19 protein-coding genes and 1 pseudogene are annotated in these 23,778 nt (G+C 64.1%); 14 read left to right on the top strand and 6 right to left on the bottom strand.

The window, feature by feature from the left end; genetic code table 11:
* Positions 1 to 33: 33 nt before the first annotated feature.
* Entirely contained in the window at positions 34 to 708 is a 675-nt protein-coding gene (locus JQ628_RS23410; RefSeq protein WP_212225690.1) for a dienelactone hydrolase family protein, read from the top strand.
* A 134-nt stretch (positions 709 to 842) separates the two neighbouring features.
* On the opposite strand, the gene JQ628_RS23405 is transcribed toward JQ628_RS23410, so the two are convergent.
* From JQ628_RS23405 to JQ628_RS23395, 3 genes are all read right to left on the bottom strand, one after another.
* Entirely contained in the window at positions 843 to 1,598 is a 756-nt protein-coding gene (locus JQ628_RS23405; RefSeq protein WP_249128292.1) for a polysaccharide biosynthesis/export family protein, read from the bottom strand.
* A 169-nt stretch (positions 1,599 to 1,767) separates the two neighbouring features.
* The gene (msrA, locus tag JQ628_RS23400) at positions 1,768 to 2,424 is read right to left on the bottom strand and encodes a peptide-methionine (S)-S-oxide reductase MsrA (protein WP_212225687.1); all 657 of its coding nucleotides are present in this window, start codon (positions 2,422 to 2,424) and stop codon (positions 1,768 to 1,770) included.
* 113 nt (positions 2,425 to 2,537) lie between these two features.
* Entirely contained in the window at positions 2,538 to 2,855 is a 318-nt protein-coding gene (locus tag JQ628_RS23395; protein WP_212225683.1) for a hypothetical protein, read from the bottom strand.
* A 371-nt stretch (positions 2,856 to 3,226) separates the two neighbouring features.
* On the opposite strand from JQ628_RS23395, the gene rpsT reads away from it, so the two are divergent.
* The 5 genes and pseudogenes from rpsT (at position 3,227) to recF (ending at position 9,220) form a co-directional block, all read left to right on the top strand.
* Positions 3,227 to 3,493, top strand: coding sequence for a 30S ribosomal protein S20 (gene rpsT / locus JQ628_RS23390; protein WP_212225681.1), 267 nt, complete (start codon positions 3,227 to 3,229; stop codon positions 3,491 to 3,493).
* Between the two features lie 1,272 nt (positions 3,494 to 4,765).
* On the top strand, positions 4,766 to 6,196 hold the full coding sequence (dnaA, locus tag JQ628_RS23385; protein ID WP_212225679.1) for a chromosomal replication initiator protein DnaA: 1,431 nt from the start codon (positions 4,766 to 4,768) through the stop codon (positions 6,194 to 6,196).
* 227 nt (positions 6,197 to 6,423) lie between these two features.
* Positions 6,424 to 7,542, top strand: coding sequence for a DNA polymerase III subunit beta (gene dnaN, locus JQ628_RS23380; RefSeq protein ID WP_212225673.1), 1,119 nt, complete (start codon positions 6,424 to 6,426; stop codon positions 7,540 to 7,542).
* Positions 7,543 to 7,610: 68 nt separating this feature from the next.
* Positions 7,611 to 7,992, top strand: a pseudogene (locus tag JQ628_RS23375) (endonuclease domain-containing protein).
* An 88-nt stretch (positions 7,993 to 8,080) separates the two neighbouring features.
* Positions 8,081 to 9,220, top strand: coding sequence for a DNA replication/repair protein RecF (gene recF / locus JQ628_RS23370; protein WP_212225671.1), 1,140 nt, complete (start codon positions 8,081 to 8,083; stop codon positions 9,218 to 9,220).
* 6 nt (positions 9,221 to 9,226) lie between these two features.
* On the opposite strand, the gene JQ628_RS23365 is transcribed toward recF, so the two are convergent.
* Positions 9,227 to 11,086 (bottom strand): acyltransferase family protein, encoded by a 1,860-nt coding sequence (locus JQ628_RS23365; RefSeq protein WP_212225669.1) that lies wholly within the window; start codon positions 11,084 to 11,086, stop codon positions 9,227 to 9,229.
* Between the two features lie 329 nt (positions 11,087 to 11,415).
* Between JQ628_RS23365 and gyrB the strand changes: the two genes are divergently transcribed.
* From gyrB to JQ628_RS23340, 5 genes are all read left to right on the top strand, one after another.
* A complete protein-coding gene (gene gyrB, locus JQ628_RS23360) occupies positions 11,416 to 13,857 on the top strand; it encodes a DNA topoisomerase (ATP-hydrolyzing) subunit B (RefSeq protein WP_212225667.1) in 2,442 nt (813 codons plus the stop codon).
* Positions 13,858 to 13,874: 17 nt separating this feature from the next.
* Positions 13,875 to 15,170 (top strand): UDP-N-acetylglucosamine 1-carboxyvinyltransferase, encoded by a 1,296-nt coding sequence (gene murA / locus JQ628_RS23355; protein ID WP_212225666.1) that lies wholly within the window; start codon positions 13,875 to 13,877, stop codon positions 15,168 to 15,170.
* Between the two features lie 60 nt (positions 15,171 to 15,230).
* The gene (locus JQ628_RS23350) at positions 15,231 to 16,652 is read left to right on the top strand and encodes an MATE family efflux transporter (protein ID WP_212225665.1); all 1,422 of its coding nucleotides are present in this window, start codon (positions 15,231 to 15,233) and stop codon (positions 16,650 to 16,652) included.
* The gene (locus JQ628_RS23345; RefSeq protein WP_212225664.1) at positions 16,639 to 17,121 is read left to right on the top strand and encodes a DUF2867 domain-containing protein; all 483 of its coding nucleotides are present in this window, start codon (positions 16,639 to 16,641) and stop codon (positions 17,119 to 17,121) included. Before JQ628_RS23350 ends, JQ628_RS23345 begins: the two co-directional genes overlap by 14 nt.
* A 106-nt stretch (positions 17,122 to 17,227) precedes the next feature.
* Positions 17,228 to 17,812 carry a hypothetical protein gene (locus JQ628_RS23340; protein WP_349628108.1) on the top strand — a complete coding sequence of 195 codons (585 nt, stop codon included), beginning with the start codon at positions 17,228 to 17,230 and terminating at the stop codon, positions 17,810 to 17,812.
* A 60-nt stretch (positions 17,813 to 17,872) separates the two neighbouring features.
* Here JQ628_RS23340 and JQ628_RS23335 read toward each other — a convergent pair whose 3' ends face one another.
* Complete coding sequence (locus JQ628_RS23335; RefSeq protein ID WP_212225938.1) at positions 17,873 to 18,994, bottom strand: FUSC family protein; 1,122 nt, start codon at positions 18,992 to 18,994, stop codon at positions 17,873 to 17,875.
* A gap of 134 nt (positions 18,995 to 19,128) precedes the next feature.
* On the opposite strand from JQ628_RS23335, the gene JQ628_RS23330 reads away from it, so the two are divergent.
* Positions 19,129 to 20,499, top strand: coding sequence for an MmgE/PrpD family protein (locus JQ628_RS23330; RefSeq protein WP_212225663.1), 1,371 nt, complete (start codon positions 19,129 to 19,131; stop codon positions 20,497 to 20,499).
* A 2-nt stretch (positions 20,500 to 20,501) separates the two neighbouring features.
* On the opposite strand, the gene JQ628_RS23325 is transcribed toward JQ628_RS23330, so the two are convergent.
* Positions 20,502 to 21,074: a GNAT family N-acetyltransferase gene (locus tag JQ628_RS23325; protein ID WP_212225662.1), complete on the bottom strand. Its 573-nt coding sequence runs from the start codon at positions 21,072 to 21,074 to the stop codon at positions 20,502 to 20,504.
* A 227-nt stretch (positions 21,075 to 21,301) separates the two neighbouring features.
* Between JQ628_RS23325 and JQ628_RS23320 the strand changes: the two genes are divergently transcribed.
* Both JQ628_RS23320 and JQ628_RS23315 read left to right on the top strand, forming a co-directional pair.
* Positions 21,302 to 22,219 carry a pirin family protein gene (locus JQ628_RS23320; RefSeq protein ID WP_212225661.1) on the top strand — a complete coding sequence of 306 codons (918 nt, stop codon included), beginning with the start codon at positions 21,302 to 21,304 and terminating at the stop codon, positions 22,217 to 22,219.
* 66 nt (positions 22,220 to 22,285) lie between these two features.
* Entirely contained in the window at positions 22,286 to 23,200 is a 915-nt protein-coding gene (locus JQ628_RS23315) for a phosphoribosylaminoimidazolesuccinocarboxamide synthase (RefSeq protein ID WP_212225660.1), read from the top strand.
* The last annotated feature ends 578 nt before the right edge of the window (positions 23,201 to 23,778 follow it).

The raw sequence follows: 23,778 nt of genomic DNA, 5'->3' as shown, positions 1-23,778 counted from the left end.
TTCGTGCAACACCCAACAAGGAATGGATGAGCCGTGGGACAAGATATCACGCTGACTGCATCGGATGGATTCAAGCTGGGCGCCTATCGCGCCGATCCCACGGGCAGCCCAAAAGGAGCCATCGTGGTGATCCAGGAAATTTTTGGCGTCAATCACCACATCCGCTCGGTCACCGATCGGCTTGCGAAGGAAGGCTATGTCGCGATCGCGCCGTCGATCTTCGACCGCACCGAGCCGAATTTCCAGACCGGCTATTCGCCCGACGAAATCGCCAATGCGCGGAAATTCATCGCCAATCCCGACTTTCCGGCGATGCTGCGCGACACCCAAGCCGCGATCGATGCCGTCAAGGGCGTGGGCCCGGTCGGCATCATCGGCTTTTGTCTGGGCGGCAGCATCGCCTATGCGGCGGCAACCAAACTATCCGGGCTTTCCGCCGCGGTCGGCTACTACGGCGGCGTGATCGTGCGCTTTGCCGACGACAAGCCGACCGTGCCGACGCAATTGCATTTCGGCGAGAAGGATGCCGGCATCCCCCTGACCGATGTCGAGACCATCAAGTCGAAGCGGCCGGAGGTCGAGGTGTTCATCTATCCCGGCGCGCAGCACGGCTTTCACTGCGACGAGCGCGCCAGCTACGACAAGGCGAGCGCCGACATTGCCTGGCCGCGCAGCATGGAATTTTTTGCGAAACACTTGAAGAAATAGGCCGCGGCAAACTCCCTCTCCTCGTCATTCCGGGGCGCGCGAAGCACGAGCCCGGAATCCATACTCACGATCGTGGCTATGGATTCCGGGCCCGCGCCAAGAGGCGCGTCCCGGAATGACGGAGAGAGCGTTGCTTAGAACCAGCGCTCGCCGACCACCACGGTGTCGCCCGGGCTGATCGGCGTGCCCGGCGGCACGACAAAGCGGCCGGTGCCGGAAGCATCGGTGTGCGTCACCGTAACGCTGTCCCGCCGCGCGCGCGGAGAATAGCCGCCAGCGATCGCGATGGCGCTTTCGGCGGTCATGTTCGGAACGTATGGATACTGGCCCGGCGCCTGCACTTCACCAAGGATGAAGAACGGACGGTACGCCTCGACCTCCACCGCCACGGAAGGCTCGCGGATAAAGCCGTTGCGCAGGCGTGCGGCGATTTCCGCCGCGAGCCTTGCGGGCGTGCGGCCGCGCGCGGGAACCGAGCCGATCAAGGGCATGGTGATCGAACCTGCGGCATCGATGGCATAGGTATTGGTCAGGCCTTCCTGGCCGTAGACCACCACGCGCAGCCTGTCGCCGGCGTCGAGATGATAGGCGGAGTCGTATTGCACCGGTGCTGGCGCGGCGTAAGCGACCGGCGGCGGAGCGGCGGCGTAAACAACCGGCCGGGATTGTGAGGCAAAGGCGCCACGAAGCGCGCTGATGGCGCCACCGCCGGAGGAATCCACGACAACGGGCGCCGGCGCAACCGGCGGGCCATAGGCGATGGAATCGAGATCGGCGGGCGGAGCCACGGCGACTGGCGCGACCGAGCGCATGCAGCCCGACAGCGCGAGCGCAGCCGCAACAGCAACGATCGGCAGTCGAAACACGCGCAAAACCGGCACCTGGGCCATCCCTTGAAGCGAGACAGCCCTAGTCTTGCACCGGTTATGGTTAACAAATGGTTTTTGGGAGGCTGGACCATGTCATGCCCGGCCTTGTGCCGGGCATCCACGTCTTGCGAGCCACGCTGCAAGGAAGAAGGTGGATGGCCGGGTCAAGCCCGGCCATGACGATGAGTCGTCACGCACTCACGCCGACGCCGATCGGGCACGACACGCCGGTGCCGCCAAGTCCGCAATAGCCGGCCGGATTCTTGGCGAGGTATTGCTGATGGTAGTCCTCGGCGAAGTAGAATGGACCCGCCGGCGCGATCTCGGTGGTGATGGCGCCGTATCGTTTCGCGGCGAGCGCCTTCTCGTACATCGCTTTCGACTCCGCGGCGGCTTTCGCCTGCGCATCGCTGAACGTGTAGATCGCCGAGCGATATTGCGTGCCGATATCGTTGCCCTGACGCATGCCCTGCGTCGGATCGTGATTTTCCCAGAACGTCTTCAGCAGCTTTTCGTAAGAGATTTTCTTCGGATCGAACACGACCAGCACTACTTCAGTGTGACCGGTGCGGCCCGAGCAGACCTCTTCATAGGTCGGGTTCGGCGTGTGACCGCCGGCATAGCCGACCGCAGTCGTGAAGATGCCGTCGCCCAGTTCCCAGAATTTTCGCTCGGCGCCCCAGAAACAGCCGAGCGCGAACACAGCCTGTTCGAGGCCTTCGGGATAAGGCGGCTGCAACTGGCGGCCGTTGACGAAATGATGCTTGGCGGTCGGGATCGGCGCGGTGCGGCCCGGCAATGCCTCGGACGCGCTCGGGATGGCGTTGGACTTTCGCATGAACAACATGGATTGCCTCCAGGCGGGAAATCGGCTGAGGCCGGAACTGCCTCAGCGAATGACATCTATATATGTCTTTACGCCGCCGATGGCAGTGCCGTTACGGTGAAGCCGGCGCCTGTTCAGTCGCGGGAATAGCCAATCAACGGCTTGCTCGGCCGGAACAGGATCATCAGCAAAATCCCCAGTACGCCCATGACGGCGAACACCGGCTGGTCCAGAAGCACCTTGACGACGCTGTCCCAGAGCCAGGGCACATGGGCCTCGACCCAGGCGCGGAATGCCTGCTGGCTGCTCTGATGGATATCGTTCCAGAACTGGCCGAAACGGGTGAACTTCAGGTTCTGGTCGGCCACCCAGCGGGCGCCGTCATAGACCACGAAGATGAATCCGCCGGCCAGCAGCAATAGCCCCACAAGTCGGAAGAAACCGCGGATCATGTCCCACCCTGATAATGCGCCCGCCCCGCGCCGGCCTCAGCCATTACCGGGGGGACCGCAGAAATTCAACCTCATCAGCAGTTTATCAGCCCTATATGGCGGCCATTCGGTCGGCCCCAAGGGGCCCCGGGAGGGTCCGGAAAGCGTTGACGGTGCAGGGCTCGCCCTCTATAAGACCGGCAATGGCGGCGGGCGCAATCCCGCCGCCGCTGTTCTTTGAGCGGCGCCGTCCCCGAGAGCCCATTTGCTCCGGCCATGGCATTCTCCAGAGAACACCCGGAAACATATCAGCGTCGATCACTGGATTGAACGGCCAGGGCGAGGGAGCCCGGCCAGCCGCGGTCGGTCACTGCCGAAGGATATTTGAGAAGATGGCCAATACGAGTTCCGCCAAGAAGGCGACCCGCAAGATTGCCCGCCGCACCGTCGTCAACAAGGCGCGCCGGACCAAGTTGCGCGGCGCCGTCCGCACCGTCGAGGAAGCGATCAAGAGCGGCGACCGCGAGGCGGCGCTGAAGGCGATGAAGAATGCCGAGCCCGAACTGATGCAGGCCGCGCAGCGCCGCATCATTCACAAGAACAATGCGAGCCGGAAAGTTTCGCGGCTGACGCACCAGATCGCCAAGCTCGCCAAGTGAGATGCAAGTGAGCTGACTGAAGCGTGAGCTGACTGAGAAAGTCGGCTGACAGAAAAAGTTATTCGTCAAAGGCCCGGCATCGTCCGGGCCTTTTTCTTTTGTGACACGTCGCTTTGTGACACGGCGTGTCTCTTTGTCCGATTGCTGGGCGAGGCAAGCCGTGTCATATTTCCTGCGTCCGTATTTTTCCGGAACGTCACGAGCGGAATTTTTCCGACGCGCTTTCGCTTTGCGCCGACGTTCTGAGCAGATGCGAAAAGCCATTGTACGGCAGGCATAAGTTGGAGCCAGGCGGTAGTTTTGCGGGACAAGGGTTACCCTCAAAAACAATCGCGAAAAACTTCGACTCGCTAATCACTTATCCACATAGCGCCAGCAAGCATTTCGAAAAGCACCTCTTGCTGCCGCAACCTTGATGATTTTGTGAAAATTTTTTGCGACTGCGCTCAGGTTTGTCATGTGCGCGAATCTGTACGGTGATTCAAAAACTTGAGTTCGCGCTTCGCATTGCAACGCCGCAACACTAACCGAAGAGTCGCCGCGCTGTTCGATTCAACGGATTGTCAGCGATGACCAATGTTGTATCACTACATGGCTCGCGGCGCCCCAAGCTCTCCAGACCAGCGCGGTTAGAGAACCAAGGGTGGACGCGCAGATCGGCGGCGGTGTGCGCGTAGCGACGCTTTCAAAAGCGGTGCTGAGTTCGTAACTCATAGCAATATGAGAACGGTTGTTCTGTGTCTAAATTTCTCAGACGTAACGCGCAAGGTTTCGCGCGCTCCGGACAAGGGGAAAACCGGCACCGGTCAACATCAGCAGCGGGGAACGCGTAGCCTGCAAGCGGGTTGACGAGAACTGACCGAGGTCCGCGGCGTAGCGGCCCGAGCATTCAGGTGTTCGGAAGCGCGGATCGAGGTTCGAACCAGCAGCGACACGAAGAACCGCCGCGACCAGTCGCGGCGGGAGGGGGAGGTAGTAATGCTTTACGGAATCAGCACTGCATTGAACCAAATGCAAATTTCGAACGACGCCGTATTGGACAACTACGACTCCAGCGCCACTGAATTCTTCACGCCGTCTCCGGACACGCCTTCGAGTACGCGCTGACCTCGCGAGGCTTCTTCTTTTCCGAGCTTGTGACCTGACGCGGCGTTTTCGCCGAACGATGACTCACGTCCCGGAACAGGAAGCTTCGTTGGAGGTCGCGCTTGGCAGGAAACCTGCACGGCAATTTCGCTGGCAACATTACTCTTTGAGAAAAGTTATCGAGCAATGACAAACACGGAACAGGATCGTTGGTCGCGGGTAAAGGGCAGGCTTCGTTCGAGCGTGGGGGAAGACGTCTACACCAGCTGGTTTGCGCGCATGGATCTGGAAGGCGTGCAGGACGAGAGCGTACGTCTCTCGGTTCCCACCCGTTTCCTCAAGAGCTGGATCCAGGCGCATTATGTGGAGCGCGTGCTCTCGGCCTGGCAGGCCGAGATGCCGGAAGTCCATCGTATCGACCTCACCGTGCGCACCGCAATGCGCTGCGCCACGCCGGCGAAAGAGGCGGCGGCGCCGCTGGAAGCGCGCCGTGTCGAGCGGACTGACAGCCGTCCGGCGTCGGAACTGCGCGCCAATGCGATCGCGCCGGTCTCGGCCAGCCATGACGCACTCGGCGGCTCGCCGCTCGACCCGCGCCTGACCTTCGGCAGCTTTGTCGTCGGACGTTCCAACACGCTGGCCCATGCCGCGGCTCGCCAGGTCGCCGAGGGACGGCGCGGCGATCCCGTGATGTTCAATCCGCTCTACATCCATGCCGGCGTCGGCCTCGGCAAGACGCATCTGTTGCAGGCGGTGACCTGGGCCGGCAACTCGGGCAGCGAGCGCAAGGTGCTGTATCTCACGGCCGAAAAATTCATGTACGGCTTTGTCGCCGCGCTGAAGACGCAGACGGCGCTCGCCTTCAAGGAAGCGCTGCGCGGCATCGACGTGCTCGTGATCGACGATTTGCAGTTCCTGCAAGGCAAGTCGACGCAGGCCGAGTTCTGCCACACGCTGAACGCGCTGATCGATGCCGGCCGTCAGGTCGTGATCGCGGCCGACCGCCCGCCGTCGGATCTGGAAAGCCTGGATGACCGCGTGCGCTCGCGCCTTGCGGGCGGCCTCGTGGTCGAGATGGGTTCGCTCGGCGAGGAGCTGCGGCTCGGCATCTTGAAGTCGCGCGTCGCGGCGGCGCGCGCCCATCACGCGAGCTTCGACGTGCCCGACCAGGTGCTGGATTATCTGGCGCGCGCCATCACCCATAATGGCCGCGACCTCGAAGGCGCGATCAATCGCCTGCTGGCGCATTCCAAGCTCAACAACCAGCCGGTGACGCTGGAAATGGCCGAGCGCGAAGTGCGTGACCTGATCCGTCCGCAGGAGCCGAAGCGGATCAAGATCGAGGACATCCAGCGCGTGGTGGCACGGCAATACAATGTCAGCCGCTCCGACCTGCTGTCCTCACGCCGCACGGCCAATGTGGTGCGTCCGCGCCAGGTCGCAATGTATCTGGCCAAGACGCTCACCTTGCGCTCGCTGCCCGAGATCGGCCGGCGCTTTGGCGGCCGCGATCACACCACGGTGCTGCATGCCGTGCGCAAGATCGAGGCACTGGTTGCCAAGGACACCGCGCTGTCCGAAGAGGTGGAATCGCTGAAGCGCCAGTTGCAGGAATGACCTTGTTCCGGCCCTTTCCTTGCGCGGGAGGGCCGGCAAAATCTCCCGTAAAACGTGGGGAACGGGTTTCCCCTCCCTTGCGCTTGGCCCCCATCCGCGCCACCTTGCGGTCCCCCCGCTGGTTTGGTCAAATCCGTAACTGACCGGGCTTTTCGGGTCTCAAACGCCGCGGCGCGCCTTCCGGCCGCCCCGGCTTTTCCATCTCTGGGGATCGGGCGGATATTGCTATGAAGGTTACCGTCGAGCGCGCGCAACTCCTGAAATCGCTCGGCCACGTCCACCGCGTGGTCGAACGCCGCAACACTATCCCGATCCTCGGCAACGTGCTGATCCGCGCCGAGAGCGCAAAGCTGTCCCTGAAGGCGACGGACCTCGACCTTGAGGTCACGGAAACGCTGGCCGCGGAGACCGGAACCGGCGGCTCGACCACCGTGCCGGCGCACATGTTCTACGATATCGTCCGCAAATTGCCCGATGGTTCGCAGATCGTGCTGGAAGCCGACGGCGACCGCTCGGTGATGGCGATCCGCGCCGGCCGCTCCCGCTTCACGCTACAGACCTTGCCGGAAAGCGATTTTCCGGATCTTGCCGCCGGCGACATGACGCATTCGTTTTCGCTGCCTGCCTCCGACATCAAGCGGCTGATCGACCGCACGCAGTTCGCGATCTCGACCGAAGAGACGCGCTATTATCTCAACGGCATCTATCTGCACTCGGCCGGCAGCGCCAAGACGACGACCTTGCGCGGTGTTGCCACCGACGGCCACCGCCTCGCCCAGATCGACCTCGCCCTGCCGAAGGGCGCCACCGGCATGCCCGGCGTGATCGTCCCGCGCAAGACCGTCGGCGAAGTGCAGCGCCTGATCGAGGACAATGAAGCGGAAGTTCAGGTCGAGCTGTCGCAGGGAAAAATCCGCTTCACCATCGGCAATGTGGTTTTGACCTCAAAGCTGATCGACGGCACCTTTCCTGACTATGGCCGGGTCATTCCGCAGAACAACGACAAGGAACTGGTCGTCGACAAGAAGGATTTCGAGGCCGCGGTTGACCGCGTCTCCACCATCTCCAGCGAGCGCGGCCGCGCGGTAAAACTGGCGCTGTCGAGCGGCAAGCTTGTGCTGTCGGTGAACAACCCGGATTCCGGCAGCGCCACCGAAGAGCTCGAGGTCGAATACGCTTCCGACGCGCTCGATATCGGCTTCAACTCACGCTATCTGCTCGACATCGCCGCCCAGATCGAGGGCGAGGTGGCCGTGCTCCGGCTCGCCGATCCCGGCTCGCCGACACTGGTGCAGGACAAGGACAGCAAGGGCGCACTCTACGTGCTGATGCCGATGCGGGTGTGATAAACCGCGACACACGCGCAGACCTTCCCTCTCCCCTTGTGGGAGAGGGTGGCGCCTCGCGAAGCGAGGTGACGGGTGAGGGGTTCGCGCCGCAAACGCCAAACCATCGGCCTGTCGCAAAACGCATCCGCAAGTTCGCAAAAAAAGATGCGGCACGAGCCAATGGATGCTGAAGCCGCAATGTGGCGTCTCCTCCGCGACCGGCGCCTTGCGGCATTCAAGTTTCGTCGCCAAGTCCCGTTCCAGAATTACAGTCTCGACTTCGTCTGCTTCTCCAAGCGATTCGTCGTCGAGATCGACGGCAGCCAGCACGCCGACTCCCGGCGAGACATGGTCAGGGAAACCGCGTTGATTGCCGAGGGTTTCGAGATAGCGCGTTACTGGAACAATGATGTCCTGCAACCCACGTCTGTTCTGGAGGATATTCTCTCAAAGCTCGCCGAGCGGTGAGAACCCCTCACCCGTCGCCTCGCTTCGCGAGGCGCCACCCTCTCCCACAAGGGGAGAGGGGAAGAAAGCCCGGCAATGACGAGTTAGCATGACCCCCTCCCGCATTCACCGCCTGTCGCTGACGCATTTCCGCAATTATCGCGCGGGGACCGTGAACGCGCACGGCGACCTGGTGGCGCTGGTCGGGCCGAATGGTGCGGGCAAGACCAACTGCCTGGAGGCGATCTCGTTTCTCTCGCCCGGGCGCGGGCTGCGGCGGGCGACGCTGGAGGATGTCGCCGACAATCAGGGCAACGGGTCCTGGGCGGTGTCGGCCGAAGTCGAGGGCGCGCTCGGGCTCGCGACGCTCGGCACAGGCATCGATGCGCCCGCGGGCGAGGCCAACGGCACCAGCCGCCGCTGCCGCATCGACCGCGAGCCGGTCGGTTCGGCCACCGCATTCGGCGATCACTTGCGCATGGTGTGGCTGACGCCGGCGATGGACGGACTGTTCCTTGGCGCGGCATCCGACCGGCGGCGGTTCTTCGACCGGCTGGTGCTGGCGATCGACAGCGATCATACCGGCCGCGTCTCCGCACTGGAGCGCTCCTTGCGCTCGCGCAACCGGCTGCTCGAAGTGCGCAATTACGACGACCACTGGTGCGATGCGATCGAGCGCGAGACCGCGGAGCTTGCGGTTGCGGTAGCGGCAACGCGCAGCCAGACCCTGACGAGGCTCGCCGCGATGCTGCGCACGCGCGGCGAAGCCTCCGCATTCCCGTCCGCCGAGATCGCGCTCGACGGCTGGATGGAGAACGCACTTGTTTCCGAGCCCGCGACCGCGGTCGAGGACCGCTATCGCGATATCCTGCGCGGCAACCGCGCGCGCGATGCCGCCGCGGGCCGCACGCTGGATGGCCCGCATACCACCGATCTCAAGGTGACCTACGCGCCGAAAAACATGCCGGCGCGCGACGCCTCGACCGGCGAGCAAAAAGCGCTGCTGATCGGCCTCGTGCTGGCCCATGCGAGCCTCGTCGCCGAGATGACCGGCATCGTTCCGCTGCTGTTGCTCGACGAGGTCGTGGCCCACCTTGATCCGAACCGCAGAAGAGCGCTGTTCGATGAACTGCAAAAACTTGGGGCGCAGGTCTGGATGACCGGCGCCGATCCTGCCGCCTTCGCCGACATCGGCACGTCGGGCGAAATCTTCGACGTCGAGTCGGGAAAGATCAGCCGGCGCGGCTGAAGCAGCTTACGGCTTGTTGCCAAGCAGCCGCTCGATGATCGCCTCGACCAGAAAGGTTGATCCGCCTTCCGTGAGATGGATCTGATCGCTGGTCGAGATACTGGCGGCGCCCTCGCCCGTTCGCGTCAGGCAGCCTTCCGCGTCGCACAGCACCTCGCGCGCCGAAATGAATTCAGCCCCCAACGGAACCAGTTTTTCGCGCAACACGGCTTCAAATCCATCGGGCGCGATGTCGCCCTTGAAGTGCATGGGCACCAGCGTGTGGCGCAGCATGTAGTAGCGCAAGACTTCATTGGGCAGTCCGCGCCGCCAGAATGGCACGCCGCCCAGCACGACCACGCGGGCGCCGGTCTGCTTCAACAGGGCGACGGTTTTGCCGACCTCGTCCATGTGCTCCTGCCAGGTGCCGTGCAGCAGCACGATTTCCGGCTTCAGGTCGCGGGCGATCGCAAGCACCTTGTCGTTGACGGTCCGGCAGTTCGGATTGCCCGCGATGTCGGCGCCGACAGCGGGAATGCAGGAGCTTGCAGTGAATTGCGCGATGCCAAAGCTTCTCGTTTCCTGCGCCTTGCGCAGGCCCGGCAACAGCGCGGCCGCCGTCGAATCGCCCCACACGAGCACAAGAGGCCGCCGGCTTCGCTCGGCGCAATTTTCGGCAAACGACGTCTCGCGGCTGAGGTCGAGCAGGCACTGGTGATATCGCCAGGCCGGCAGTTGCGCAGGAACGCCGGCGAGGCTGCGGATTTCCGCCGGCAGCCGGAAATCGAAGCCGCGGCCCCAGACCACGGCGCCGCCGGCCACGCCAACCAGCACCATCGCTGCGCAGAGGCCAGCGATCTTGCGCGTGCTCGGCTTGCCGAAGCGGATCGGCCTTTCGACAAAGTAGTAAGTGGCCCATGCCAGCGGCACGGTCAGCAGCAGGATCAATTCGCGCTCGATCAGGGTCAGCGGTGCGAATTTGATTTGGGCAAGGAATACGAGAAGCGGCCAATGCCACAGATAGAGCGGATAGCTGATCAATCCGATCCATACGAAGGCCGGGTTCGCCAATAGCTTTCGGCAAAGCCACGACGACGGCGCCGACAACAATAGCGCCGTACCGACCACGGGCAGCAGCGCCCACCAGCCGGGGAATGCGCTGTGGCTGTCGAGCAGCATCGCCGCCGCCGCGACCATCGCCGCGCCGAGCCAGGCGCGCCAGTTGCTGGCCGTGACGCTCTGGCTGACACTGTCCCACCGGCAGGCAAGCACGGCACCGGCCAACAGCTCGAAGGCACGGGTGAAGGGCAGGTAGAAGGTAGCGACCGGATTCGATCCGATCAGCGCGACGTTGAGCGCAAAGGACGCAACGCCAAGGCTGGCTGCGACGGTCACAACCGACAGCCGCATCCGCGCGGCCAACATCAGGATCGGCGGCCAGAACAGGTAAAACTGCTCCTCGATGCCGAGCGACCACAGATGCAGCAGCGGCTTCTTCGCGGATTCGACGTCGAAGTAACCCGACTGCAACAGCAGCGCGATGTTGGCAAGGAACGCGGCGCTGGCAAAGACATCGCTGCCCAGTTGCGCAAACGCCGCCGGCAGCATCCACAGCCAGCCCAATAGCAGCACGGCGCAAAGCACCACGACCAGCGCCGGAAAAATCCGCCTGACACGCCTGACGTAGAAGGTCAGCAGGCCAAAGCGCTGCTGTTCCAGTTCGCGCGCGATGATGCCGGTGATCAGGAAACCCGAGATGACGAAGAACACGTCGACGCCGACAAATCCGCCCGGCATCGCCGGCGGGAAGGCGTGAAAGTTCAGCACCAGCATCACGGCAATGGCGCGCAGGCCGTCGACATCGGGCCGGTATTGAGCTGACGGCAAGGACAATAGCGGCCAATCCTGCGAGCGGGAGGCGGCACGGAAGGCGCCGCGCCGCCTCTCTAGCAGGTCTTTTGCGCTCTGCCATTCACGGGCTCTCCGGCACCCAAAACTCGACCCCGGAGGAACATGGATTCGCTTGCCGAATCGCCCTTTTTTGGCGACGCGGAATCGGCCTCCGGCGGCCTTGAAACAGGGACAAAAAACCCTATTTATTCAAGAAGTTGTGGATCGATAGATTGCGCTAGGCGCAATGCTTCTTTCATGGCACAAATAGCTGAATCAGCGCCTCGTTTTGCGCCGCTGATTCGGACCATCCTCGAAGGCCTCACATGACAGAACCTGCGCGGCAAACCCCTGCCGACACCGACCATTCCATCCCTGTTGAATATGGCGCGGAATCGATCCGGGTTCTGAAGGGGCTGGATGCCGTCCGCAAGCGGCCGGGCATGTATATCGGCGATACCGATGACGGTTCCGGCCTGCATCACATGGTCTATGAAGTCGTCGACAATGCGATCGACGAGGCGCTGGCAGGCCACGCCAGTGCGGTGGAAGTGATCCTCAACGCCGACAATTCCGTCACCGTGCGCGACGACGGCCGCGGCATTCCCGTCGGCATCCACAAGGGCGAAGGCATCTCGGCGGCCGAGGTCATCATGACCCAGCTCCACGCCGGTGGTAAATTCGACCAGAATTCCTACAAGGTATCCGGTGGCCTGCACGGCGTCGGTGTCTCCGTCGTCAACGCGCTGTCGAGCAAATTGCAGCTTCGGGTCTGGCGCGACGGCAAGGAGCATTTCATCGAGTTCGCCCATGGCGATGCGGTCGCGCCGCTGACTGTGGTCGGCGACGCCAACGGCAAGCGCGGCACGGAGGTGACCTTCCTCGCCTCCACCGAAACCTTCACCAATGTCGAATATGATTTCGCGACGCTGGAACACCGGCTGCGCGAGCTCGCCTTCCTCAATTCCGGCGTCAACATCGTGCTGTCGGACCAGCGCCACGCGGTCGAGAAGCGCGAGGCGATGCGCTATGAGGGCGGCGTCGAGGAGTTCGTGAAATATCTCGACCGCAACAAGAAGGCGATCGTGCCGGCGCCGATCATGGTGCGTTCGGAAGCCAACGGCATCGCCGTCGAGGCGGCGCTGTGGTGGAACGACAGCTACCATGAAAACGTGCTCTGCTTCACCAACAACATCCCGCAACGTGACGGCGGCACCCATCTCGCCGGCTTCCGCGGCGCGTTGACGCGCCAGGTCAACGGCTATGCCGAAGCCAACGCCAAGCGCGAGAAGATCGCGCTGACCGGCGACGATTGCCGCGAAGGCCTCACCGCCGTGCTGTCGGTGAAGGTGCCCGATCCAAAGTTCTCGTCGCAGACCAAGGACAAGCTGGTGTCCTCGGAAGTACGCCCCGTGGTCGAAAACGTCATCAACGAGGCGCTCGCGGCCTGGTTCGAGGAACATCCGACGGAAGCCAAGACCATCGTCACCAAGGTGGTGGAGGCGGCCGCCGCTCGCGAAGCCGCGCGCAAGGCGCGCGAATTGACGCGACGCAAGGGTGCGCTCGACTACGCTTCATTGCCCGGCAAGCTCGCCGACTGCCAGGAAAAGGACCCGGCGAAGTCAGAACTGTTCATCGTCGAGGGCGACTCGGCCGGCGGCAGCGCGAAGCAGGGCCGCAACCGCGAATTCCAGGCGGTGCTGCCGCTGCGCGGAAAAATCCTCAATGTCGAGCGCGCGCGCTTTGACAAGATGCTGAGCTCCGAGCAGATCGGCACGCTGATCACCGCGCTCGGCACCGGCATCGGCCGCGAGGATTTCGATCTCTCGAAGCTGCGCTATCACAAGATCATCCTGATGACCGACGCCGACGTCGACGGCGCGCATATCCGCACACTGCTGCTGACCTTCTTCTTCCGGCAAATGCCGGAGCTGATCGACGGCGGCTACCTCTATATCGCGCAGCCGCCGCTCTACAAGGTGGTGCGCGGCAAGTCCGAGCAGTATCTGAAGGACGAGCGCGCGCTGGAAGACTATCTGATCGACACCGGCCTCGATGACTGCGTCTTCCACCTCGCCGCCGGCGATCAACGCACCGGCCGCGACCTGAGGTCGCTGGTCGACGACGCGCGCGTCATCCGCAACGTGCTGAACAATTTGCACAGCCGCTATAACCGCAAGGTGATCGAGCAGGCCGCGATCGCGGGCGTGCTCAGCCCCAGGATCACCAGCGACACCAACACCGCAAACGCGGCTGCCGACTACATCGCAAAGCGCCTCGATTCGCAGGCCGATGAGGCCGAGCGCGGCTGGACCGGCCGCTTCACCGAGGGCGAAGGGTTCTTCTTCGAGCGGACCGTGCGCGGCGTAAAGGACGTCGCCATCATCGATGCGGCGCTGCTCGGCTCGGCCGACGCGCGCAAGCTCGACGAATACGCGGCGAGGCTTCAGGAAGCCTATCCGCGGCCGGGCACGCTCCGCCGCAAGGACAGCGAGACCGTCATCCACGGCCCGATAGGCCTGTTCGAGGCGGTGACGGAGACCGCCCGCAAGGGCGTGCAGTTGCAGCGCTACAAAGGCCTCGGCGAGATGAACCCGGACCAGCTCTGGGAAACCACACTCGATACCAACGAACGCTCGCTGCTACAGGTGAAGGTCAAGGAGGTCGACGAGGCCGACGATATCTTCACCAAACTGATGGGCGATGTGGTAGAACCGCGCCGCGAGTTCATCCAGGACAACTCGCTGACCGCCAACGTCGACGTATAAGGTAAGAGGAACATCCCGTGCCGCCCATTCAGTATATCGTTGAGGGCGGCAGGCGCCTCTCGGGCACGATCGAGCCGTCCGGCAACAAGAATTCGGCGCTGCCGATCATCGCGGCGGCGCTGCTCACCGAACATCCGGTGACGCTGGAGAACGTGCCGCGCATCCGCGACACCGAGACGCTGGTGGAACTGGTGCGCTCGGTCGGCGCATCAGCGGAATGGCAGGCGCGCAATACGCTGGCCATCCACGCCAGGGAAATTCGCGCCGCCGATCTCGATCCCGAACTGTGTGCGCGGATCCGCGCCTCGATCCTGCTGGCCGGACCGCTGCTTGCCCGTTGCGGCGAGGTGGCGTTGCCGCCGCCCGGCGGCGATGTGATCGGCCGGCGACGTCTCGATACTCACTTTCTCGCCTTCGAGCAGCTTGGCGCCACGGTCACCGCGACCCATCGGCTCGAATTCCGCGCTTCCCGCCTCAAAGGCGCCGACGTGTTCCTCGACGAGCCCAGCGTGACCGCGACCGAAAACGCGCTGGTCGCCGCGGTCGCCGCGCGCGGCACCACCTATTTGCGCAACGCCGCCTCCGAACCGCATGTGCAGGATCTCGCGCACTTCCTGGTCGCGCTCGGCGCCAGGATCGACGGCATCGGCACCAACACGATGGTGATCGAGGGCGGTTCGACGCTAGGTTCCGCGCATCACACGATCGGCCCCGACCACATCGAGGTCGGCTCGCTGATCGGGCTTGCCGCGGTGACACGCTCGCCGATCCGCATCGCGAAGGCCGGCGTCGAACATCTGCGTTCGATCCGCATGGGCTTCGAGCGTCTCGGCATCGTCTGCGGCGTCGAGGGCGACGATCTCGTCGTGCCCTCCAACCAGACCATGAAGATCCACGACGATTTCGGCGGCCACGTGCCGAAACTGGAAGACCAGCCCTGGCCGGCCTTCCCGGCCGACCTGATGTCGATCGCCATCGTCACCGCCACGCAGTGCGACGGCGTGATCCTGATGTTCGAGAAAATGTTCGAATCCCGGATGTTCTTCGTCGACAAGCTGATCGCGATGGGCGGCCGCATCGTATTGTGCGACCCGCATCGCGCGATCGTCGCAGGTCCGAGCCGGCTGCGCGGCTCGGTGATGACCTCGCCCGACATCCGCGCCGGCATGGCCATGCTGCTCGCCGCCGTCTGCGCCGAGGGCACGTCGACCATCAACAACGCCGACCAGATCGAACGCGGCTACGAGCGCATCGAGGAGCGGCTGAACGCGCTCGGCGCCAGGATCAAGCGGGTGCCGGAACGGACGAAGTAGGCGCGAAGGCGTCGCGACGACAGCCAACTTTTCGGCCTATGCCGATGCTAGTGTGCCTCCATGACTTCTCTCGACAAAGTCGAACCGGCGTCGATCGACCGGTCCGCAAGGGCAACACCCGGCAATCATGTTGCCATCGAGCTGCGCGAGACGCTGCGGCTCGCTTTGCCGATGGCGCTTACCCAGCTCGGGCAGATCGCGATGATGACGACCGACCTTGCGCTGGTCGGACGGCTGGGCGATCAGGCGGTGGCAGCTGCGGCGCTGGCCTCGACGGTGTATTTCGTCAGTTTCACGGTCGGCATGGGGCTGGTTTCGGCCGTGTCGCCGCTGGCGGCGCAGGCGTTCGGCGCGCGCAACCCGCGGATGGTGCGGCGCGCGCTGCGTGTCGGATTGTGGGCGGCACTTTTGATCTCGCTGCCGATGCTGGCGTTCCCGCTGCGCGGCGAGCAGATCCTGCTGGCGCTCGGCCAGGCGCCGGCCAGCGTGCATCTGGCACAGCAATACCTGTTCGGGCTGGCGTGGGGCATCGCGCCGGCGCTGTGGTTCATTGCGATCCGCGGCTTCATGGGCGCGGTCAATCGCCCGGAGCCTGTCCTGTGGATCACGCTGGCGGCAATCCCGGCCAATGGCGTGCTGGTGTATCTGTTGATCCACGGCGCGTGGGGTCTGCCGCGGCTCGAACTGTTCGGCGCAGGGCTCGCCACCTCCCTCGTCAATGTCGGCTCGGTGCTGGCGGCGCTGTGGTTCGTGATCCGGCGGCGGCCGTTCCGGAAATATCACGCGTTCGGCCGCATCTGGCGGATCGACTGGAGCCTGATGCGAAAACTCGTCATCGTCGGCGCGCCGATCTCGATCTCGCTCCTGCTGGAGTACGGCCTGTTCGGCGCCGCCGGGCTGCTGATGGGCGTGATCAGCACCACCGCGCTCGCCGCCCACCAGATCGCGCTCCAGGTCACCGCCATCCTGTTCATGGTGCCGCTTGGCATCAGCATGGCGGCAACGGTGCGCGTCGGTCACGCGGTCGGACGCAACGACGCCGACGGCGTCAGGCGCGCCGGATTTGTCGCCATCCTGCTCGGCATTGCTCTGGTGGCAGCGCTGACACTCGCGGTGATCGCAAGCCGCGACGGGATTGCGCATCTGTTTTTCGGTGCGGCTGCCGACGGCGCGGGCGCGGCCATCAGCCTCGTCGAGACGCTGCTCGTGATCGGCGCCACCTTCTTCATCGCCGATGGAATCCAGACCATCGCGGCCGGTGCGCTGCGCGGCATGAACGATACGCGGGTGCCGCTCCTGTTCGCCGTGGTCAGCTACTGGCTGATCGGATTTGCCAGCGCCTGGTGGCTGGCCTTTTCGACGCCGCTCGGCGCGCGCGGCGTCTGGATCGGTCTTTCCATCGGCACCGCCGTCTATGCCGCGCTGCTGGTGTGGCGGTTCGATCTGCTGTCGAAGCGAATGGCAATCCATGAAGGTCGATGAGATCGAGCCCGACATCGATTTGGGCGCACTGCTACCCGGTGCGCAATTCGCCGACGCCTGGCGTATCGCCGTCGACCACGCGGCGTTCGATGCGCGCCGCGCCGCCGAGCGGACGATCGGGCGGCAGCCGCGCTGGGCCCGCGCGCTGTTGGTACTACGAAACATTCTGGTCACGCCGTTCGGCCTGAAAACATCGGGCGCGGGCGAGGCCGGACCAGGGGCGACACGGGACATGATCGGCATCTTTCCCGTCGTCAGCGAGACGCCGCAGCGTCTGGTCGCCGGCTTCAACGACCGCCACCTCGATTTTCGCGTCGTGGTCGATGTCGCGCGCGCGGGCAGCCTACAGACCATCACCGCAACCACGCTGGTGCTGACCCACAACCGGCTTGGACGAGCCTATCTGGCGATCATCCTGCCGTTTCACCGACTGATCGTCCGGGCCATGATGCGCCAGATCGCGGCATAGCCGCGAGAAGCGATCCATTCCGGAAGCCGCCAACCTAGGCGTGCAGCAAAATTTCATCTAGCCTGCCTACGATACGGGCGGAACAGCACAGCCGCTGGAGGTTGATGTGAGTTCGAAGGACAAGGCGAACCCACCCCGCCATGTGCTGCTGTTCAGCGGCCACATGATCGATGCTGCCGATCGCAGGGAGCCGCGGTTTCCGGCGGGCAAGGAAGGCAGCGTGGCGGATGCAATTGCTGCGCTGCTCGACACCGCCGATGTATCCGCCGGCCCGAACGATCTGGCGATCTGCGGCGGGGCTTGCGGAGGCGACCTGCTGTTCGCCGAGGCTTGCCTCGCGCGCGGCACGGCGCTCGAAATGTATATTGGTTTCGACGAGAACACCTTTCTGGCTGATTCCGTCGATTTCGCCAATGCCGGCTGGCGCAGCCGTTTTCTCAAGGCCAGGAGCAGGAGCATATTGCATGTTGCGCCCGATGAGCTCGGCCCGCTGCCTTCCGGCGCCGATCCGTACGAGCGCAATAATCTCTGGATGCTGGAGCGCGCCATGCGCTTCGGGCCCGCGAAGTTGATCTTCATCTGCCTCTGGAACGGCGAGGGCGGCGACGGCCCCGGCGGAACGAAGCATCTCATGGAGGAGGCCAGGAGGAATTCCGCACCGGTCTACTGGCTCGACATTCGCAAGCTGTGAAGACAGTTGGCCTGTCCTGAAATCGAGGCGGCGGGCGGCAATATTGAGCTTGCCCGCCGTCTACGTCGATTGATCCTCTGTACCCGCTGTGGTCCGTGGCACTTCGGACCATTCCACGGCGCAGCGATCGAGATCGCACAAATTCTGGCGCATCTGCTCGAGCGAGAATCCGAGCGCGAAGAAGCGCTCGGCTACTTCGCCCGGCTGCCCGCGGATCAGGCCCTCGCTACGCACCGCCGCCACCTCGCCGGCATAGCGTTCCAGGGCCGCATGGACCGGCGCAATTGCCGGCGCGCCGGCACCCGCACGCAAGGCAGCCGCCACCGCGCGCATATAGTGGGCGATCGCCTTGCTGACCTCGGACAAGGGACCGGCAAGCCGCACCTGCACATCCAGGGGCAACGGCACCACGGTCGCACGCCCGATCATCACGACGTCGTGGCGCAGGCGCAGGATCGTCCGCAGCAATGGACCGGTGTCCGGTCCTGACGACAGATGCGCGGCGCGTTCCCGTTCCGCTTCAGCGCCGGTTGCGTTCAGTCCGACCAGCGCCGTGCCGATACCGTCCTGGATACGATGCAGGGCGTCATTGTCGCGGCCACGCGTCAGGCCCGCCAGCAATTCGACAAAGGCGTCCGCAATCAATTCCAGCAGTCGCGCCGCATTGACGCGGATCTGGCTGACGGCCCGCGATGGCAGCACCAGGAAGGAAACGGCAAGCCCGGTCAACGCGCCGACGGTGACCTCCATGACCCGATCGATGGCTGAATCCAGCGGATTGGACTGGTGCATGGCCGGCAGCAGCAGCACGATCACGGCCGTGACGGTGGCGGAACTCAGGCTGGGATTGATGGCCGCGATGAAAGCCAGCGGTGTGACCGCCAGCACCAGCAGCGCCAGCAAACCGCCCTCGCCGGAATGCGGGATCAGGACCGCGATGGCGCCGCCGTAGATCGCACCACCGATCGTACCGAGCATATAGTCGCGGGTCGCCTTCAGCGAACGCCCGACGCTCATCTGGGTGACGATCAGCGATGTCAGCACGGCCCATAGCGGCAGCATCAAATGCAGCGCGACCGCGATCATATAGGCAGCGACCGCCGCAACGGCGATCCGGATCGCGAGCGCCAGTTGCGTCTTCCGGGCCCGGAGCGAGCCAAGCGTGCGCTTGGAGAGAGCCATCATGTGCCGCATCCAGAATTGGCCGACCGAAGCGCTTGGTAAGTGAGGGCCAGCATAGCTGATACCCGCGGCCGGGAGGCGGCTTGAAAGGAGAAATCAGGCCGCCTAACTTGCGCGCCAAACGAGGAAACACGATGGCCAACGAAACCGCAACGCTCGCAGCCTATGTCGCCGACCTGAAATTCGAGGACATTCCGCCGGAGGTCCTGGAGCGCGCCAAGGTGCTGACGCTCGACTTCCTCGGCAGCGCGATCCGGGCAAGGCGGGATGCGGAATCCACTCCCTCGTTGCTGAAAATGCTGGAAGCGCTGGCGCTCGACGGCAAGGGTGAATCCACCGTATTCGGCGACAGCAAGACCTGGACGCCGGCGGTGGCGGCGCTGCTCAACGGCGCGCTCGGCCATTCCCTCGATTTCGACGACACGCATGCGGATTCCTCGCTGCATCCGAGCGCGCCGGTGGTGCCTGCCGCATTCGCGGTCGGCGAGATGGTTGGCGCCTCCGGCCGTGAGGTGCTGACCGCCATCGTTGCAGGCTATGAAGTCTGCTGCCGGCTCGGCAACGCACTCGACCCGACCTCGCATTACAAAAAGGGATTTCACCCGACCGCGACCGCGGGCACCTATGGCGCCGCCGCGGCGGCCGGAAAACTGTTCGGGCTTTCGCAAGCGCAGCTCATCTCGGCGTTCGGCGTTTCCGGCAGCCAGGCCGCAGGCTCGCTGCAATTTTTGGTCAACGGCGCCTGGAACAAGCGCTATCAGGTCGGCGCCGCTGCCATGAACGGCGTGATCGCCGCAACGCTGGCGCGCAATGAATTCATCGGTTCGACTCAATCCGTCGAAGGCAAGCACGGCCTGCTGGTCGGCTACAGCGACGATGCGCATCCCGACAAGGCGACCGCCGGGCTCGGCAAGATCTACGAGACCATGAAGATCGGCGTGAAGCCGTATCCGAGCTGCCGCTACACCCACGCCGCGCTCGATGCGCTGATCGCGATGCGGCGCGAGCACAATCTGACACCGGACCAGATCAAGCGGGTCGAGGTCGGTCTGCACCGCAACGGCATCACGCTGACGGGCGACGCCGCCACCAAACGCCATCCGAGCTCGATCGTCGGCGGACAGTTCTCGATGTTCTTCACCGGCGCCGTCGCGCTCGACCAGGGCAGCTTTGGCTGGGACGATTATGAGCGCCTTGGCGATGCGGCCGTCGATGCGCTCGCCGACAAGTTCGACGTGGTGCAGGACGACCGGCTCGAGATCGGCCGGACCCATCCGTTCGGCGCGCGCGTCTCGATCACCACCGATGACGGCGTGCATGAGCGGCTCTATGCCGATCCCTCGGGCGAACCGAACTCGTTCCCGGACGCGCGAGCGATGCAGCAGAAATTTCTGACGCTGGCCCGCCCGGTGCTGAACGGACGCGCCGATCAGCTTGCCGATGCGATCCTGTCGCTCGAACGGTTCGACCGGGTCGAGAAGGCCACGCAGCTCGGACGGCAATAGCTTCAGTTTTTGCCCTTCCACGTCGCGCGCCGCGTTACCCATAGCCCGGCGAGACGGCCGAACAGATCGATCTCGCCTTCCAGCTTCGCCCCGAGCCGCCGCGCCACGCTCTGCGACGGCGCATTCTCCGCCTCGATGCAATGGACCATGTAATCGGTTTCGAAGGTGGCGAACACCCAGTCGATCGAGGCGACCGCAGCCTCCAGCGCATAACCCTTGCCGCGAAACTCTTTTGCGATGCCCCAGCCGACCTCGAAATCGGGCCAGCCCGGCGGCGACCACGGCCCGACGCGGCCGACATATCTGCCGCTCGCCTTCTCCTCGACCGCGAACATGCCGAAGCCATGCAGCGCCCAGTGTCCCGTCATCACGGCGGCATTGCGCCATCCGGCGAGCTCGGTGACGACCGGCTTGCCGTCGGCGGCAATGAAGCGCGCGGTGCCGGGATCTGACAGCATCGCGGTGTTCGCGGCGATATCGGAGGCGCGCCATCGGCGGAGGATGAGACGTTCGGTCTCGATCCCCGGCCAATCATGCTGCGGCAGCGTGCCGCCCTTCTTCAATGGAGGGATCATGCTTTTCGCCCTTCATCCCGACTGCACTTGCTTACCGCCGTCATTGCGAGGAGCCCGCGACAAAAATTGCGAAGCAATTTTGCGCTGGAGCGACGACGCAATCCAGCTTTCTTTGTGCGGCAAAGCTGGATTGCTTCGCTTCCGCCTTCGCTCTTCGAGCTACGGCGGACAAGTCGCTCGCAATGACGATTTCTGCTATCATCCTGGCCAAACGCAAGGAGTTCCTCATGAGCTGGCAACCCTCCAACGATCCCGTGCTCGGCGATCCCATGTCCTGCGACGCGCTCGATCTCGTCATCGTGCCGCGCACGCGCGACCTCGGCGACGGATTTGCGGTGCGGCGCGCGCTGCCGCATGGCAAGCGGCAGATGGTCGGGCCGTTCATCTTTTTCGATCATTTCGGCCCGGTGCAGTTTCTGGCCGGCAGGGGCATGGACGTGCGGCCGCATCCGCATATCGGGCTCGCCACCGTCACCTATCTGTTCGACGGCAGCATCATGCACCGTGACAGCGAAGGCAACATCCAGGAGATCCAGCCCGGCGCGATGAATTTGATGACGGCCGGCCGCGGCATCGCCCATTCGGAACGGACGCCCGACGTGCAGCGGCGCGACGGCCAGAAAATGCTGGGGCTGCAAAGCTGGATCGCGCTGCCGGCCGGCAGGGAAGAGATCGCGCCGTCGTTCCAGCACTATGCCGCCGAGAATCTTCCGACGGTGAAGGAGAGCGGCTTTACGGCACGTATCATCGCAGGGAGCTCCTTCGGCGTAACATCGCCCGTCAGCATGGTTTCGCCCTGGTTCTACACCGAAGTGACGGCGCAGGCGGGCACCAGCGTGCCGCTCGATGCGGACCATGAAGAGCGCGCGATCTACCTGGTCGACGGCGAAGTCGAGATCGCGAACGAGCGTTACGAGGGACCAAAGCTGCTGATCTTCCGGCCGGGCGACCGCATCACCGTGAAGGCGGTTCGGTCGACGCGCATGATGTTCCTGGGCGGCGACGCGCTGGAGGGCCCGCGGCATATCTGGTGGAATTTCGTCTCCTCCAGCAAGGAACGCATCGAACAGGCCAAACAGGACTGGAAAACCGGCCGTTTTGCCGCGGTTCCCCAGGAACATGAGTTCATTCCGCTGCCGGAGTGAGCTAATCACCCTCTCCTGCCCCGTCGCGCGCGCCCGCGGGCGCACAGCCGTTGAAAGCATGACCTGATGAACGCGATGCTCGCCAGCGATTTGCCCTTGCCCCGTATCGGACGCGGCAAGGTCCGCGACATCTACGCCGTTGGCGAAGACCGCGTGCTGCTGCTCACCACCGACCGCATCAGCGCCTTCGATGTCGTGATGGCGGAAACCATCCCGATGAAGGGCGCGGTGCTGACGCAGATTTCGGCCTGGTGGTTCAAGCGGCTCGAAGGCGTGGTGCCGCATCACATGATCAGCGCCGATGCGGATGCGATCATCGCCGAAGTGCCGGATCTCGCGCAGCATCGCGACGACATCGTTGGCCGCGCGATGCTGTGCAAGCGCACCACCGTGTTTCCGATCGAATGCGTGATCCGCGGCTACATCTCCGGCTCGGCGTGGAAGGAATATGCAGAGAGCGGGACGCTGGCGGGGGAGGAGCTGGCACCGGGCTTGACGGAAAGTGCAAAGCTCGACCCCATCATCTTCAGCCCGGCTACCAAGGCCGAGACCGGCCATGACGAGAACATCACGATCGACCGCGTGCGTGAAATCGTCGGAGACGAGGTCGGGCACAAGCTCGAGCAGATGGCGCGCACGGTCTATACGCTCGGCGAAAAAATCGCCCGCGAGCAGGGCATCATCATCGCCGACACCAAGTTCGAGTTCGGCCGCGCCGGCGACGACCGCATCATTCTGATCGACGAGGTGATGACGCCCGACAGTTCGCGCTTCTGGGCCGTCGACGCCTACAAGCCGGGCCAGCCGCAGCCGAGTTTCGACAAGCAGCCGCTGCGCGACTATCTCGACGCCGAGCGGAAAGCCGGCCGCTGGAACGGCGACGCCCCGCCACCGCCGCTGCCGCAGAGCGTGGTGGATGCGACCAGCAAGCGGTATCTCGAAGCGTATCGGCGGGTGACGGGGAGTGAGTTGAAGGTTTGAGGCGGGCGAAGACGTGGCGCGAACGTTGGCGCGCGGTTTCGCAAAGCCTACCGCCGTAATTGCCAGGAGCAAAGCGACAACCACGGTCGTCATGCCCCGCCACTCGGTCCGGCCTCCGGCCGGCCGAATGACAGGCTCCGGCGGGGCATCCAGTACGCCGCGGCGCTTCAGTTCTATCACTGGTGTCTCTGGAATACTGGATCCCCGCCTTCGCGGGGATGACGATTGAATGTGCGTTCGCGATCTCGCGACGCCATTCGCGCCCGAGTCTTTCAAAATTCGTCGCGCCTCCGAAGATAGAGGGCGCAGGGAATGCCGGGTGCGCGCTGCACCCGCGGTCTCGTGTGCGCTGCTTGCGCAACAAAAAGATGCACACGAGCATACAGGTGAGCGGAGAACACTCCGACATCCCCTGCGCAATGGCTTTACGGCTTATATCGCGCTCTCCCTGGTGAGCGGGCTTGTTGTCACCATCGCCGGCAGCATATGCCGCCGACTTAGCGCCAGCGTCGCGGCGCCAGGACCACACGACTTCGCCGTACGCCCTTGCTCAGTCGTCTGCTGAACAAGCGCGTCCA

Origin of the sequence: Bradyrhizobium lablabi (assembly GCF_018129385.1) — a bacterium.
Classification (GTDB): domain Bacteria; phylum Pseudomonadota; class Alphaproteobacteria; order Rhizobiales; family Xanthobacteraceae; genus Bradyrhizobium; species Bradyrhizobium lablabi_C.
This window is presented reverse-complemented; position numbering and strand designations above follow the sequence as displayed.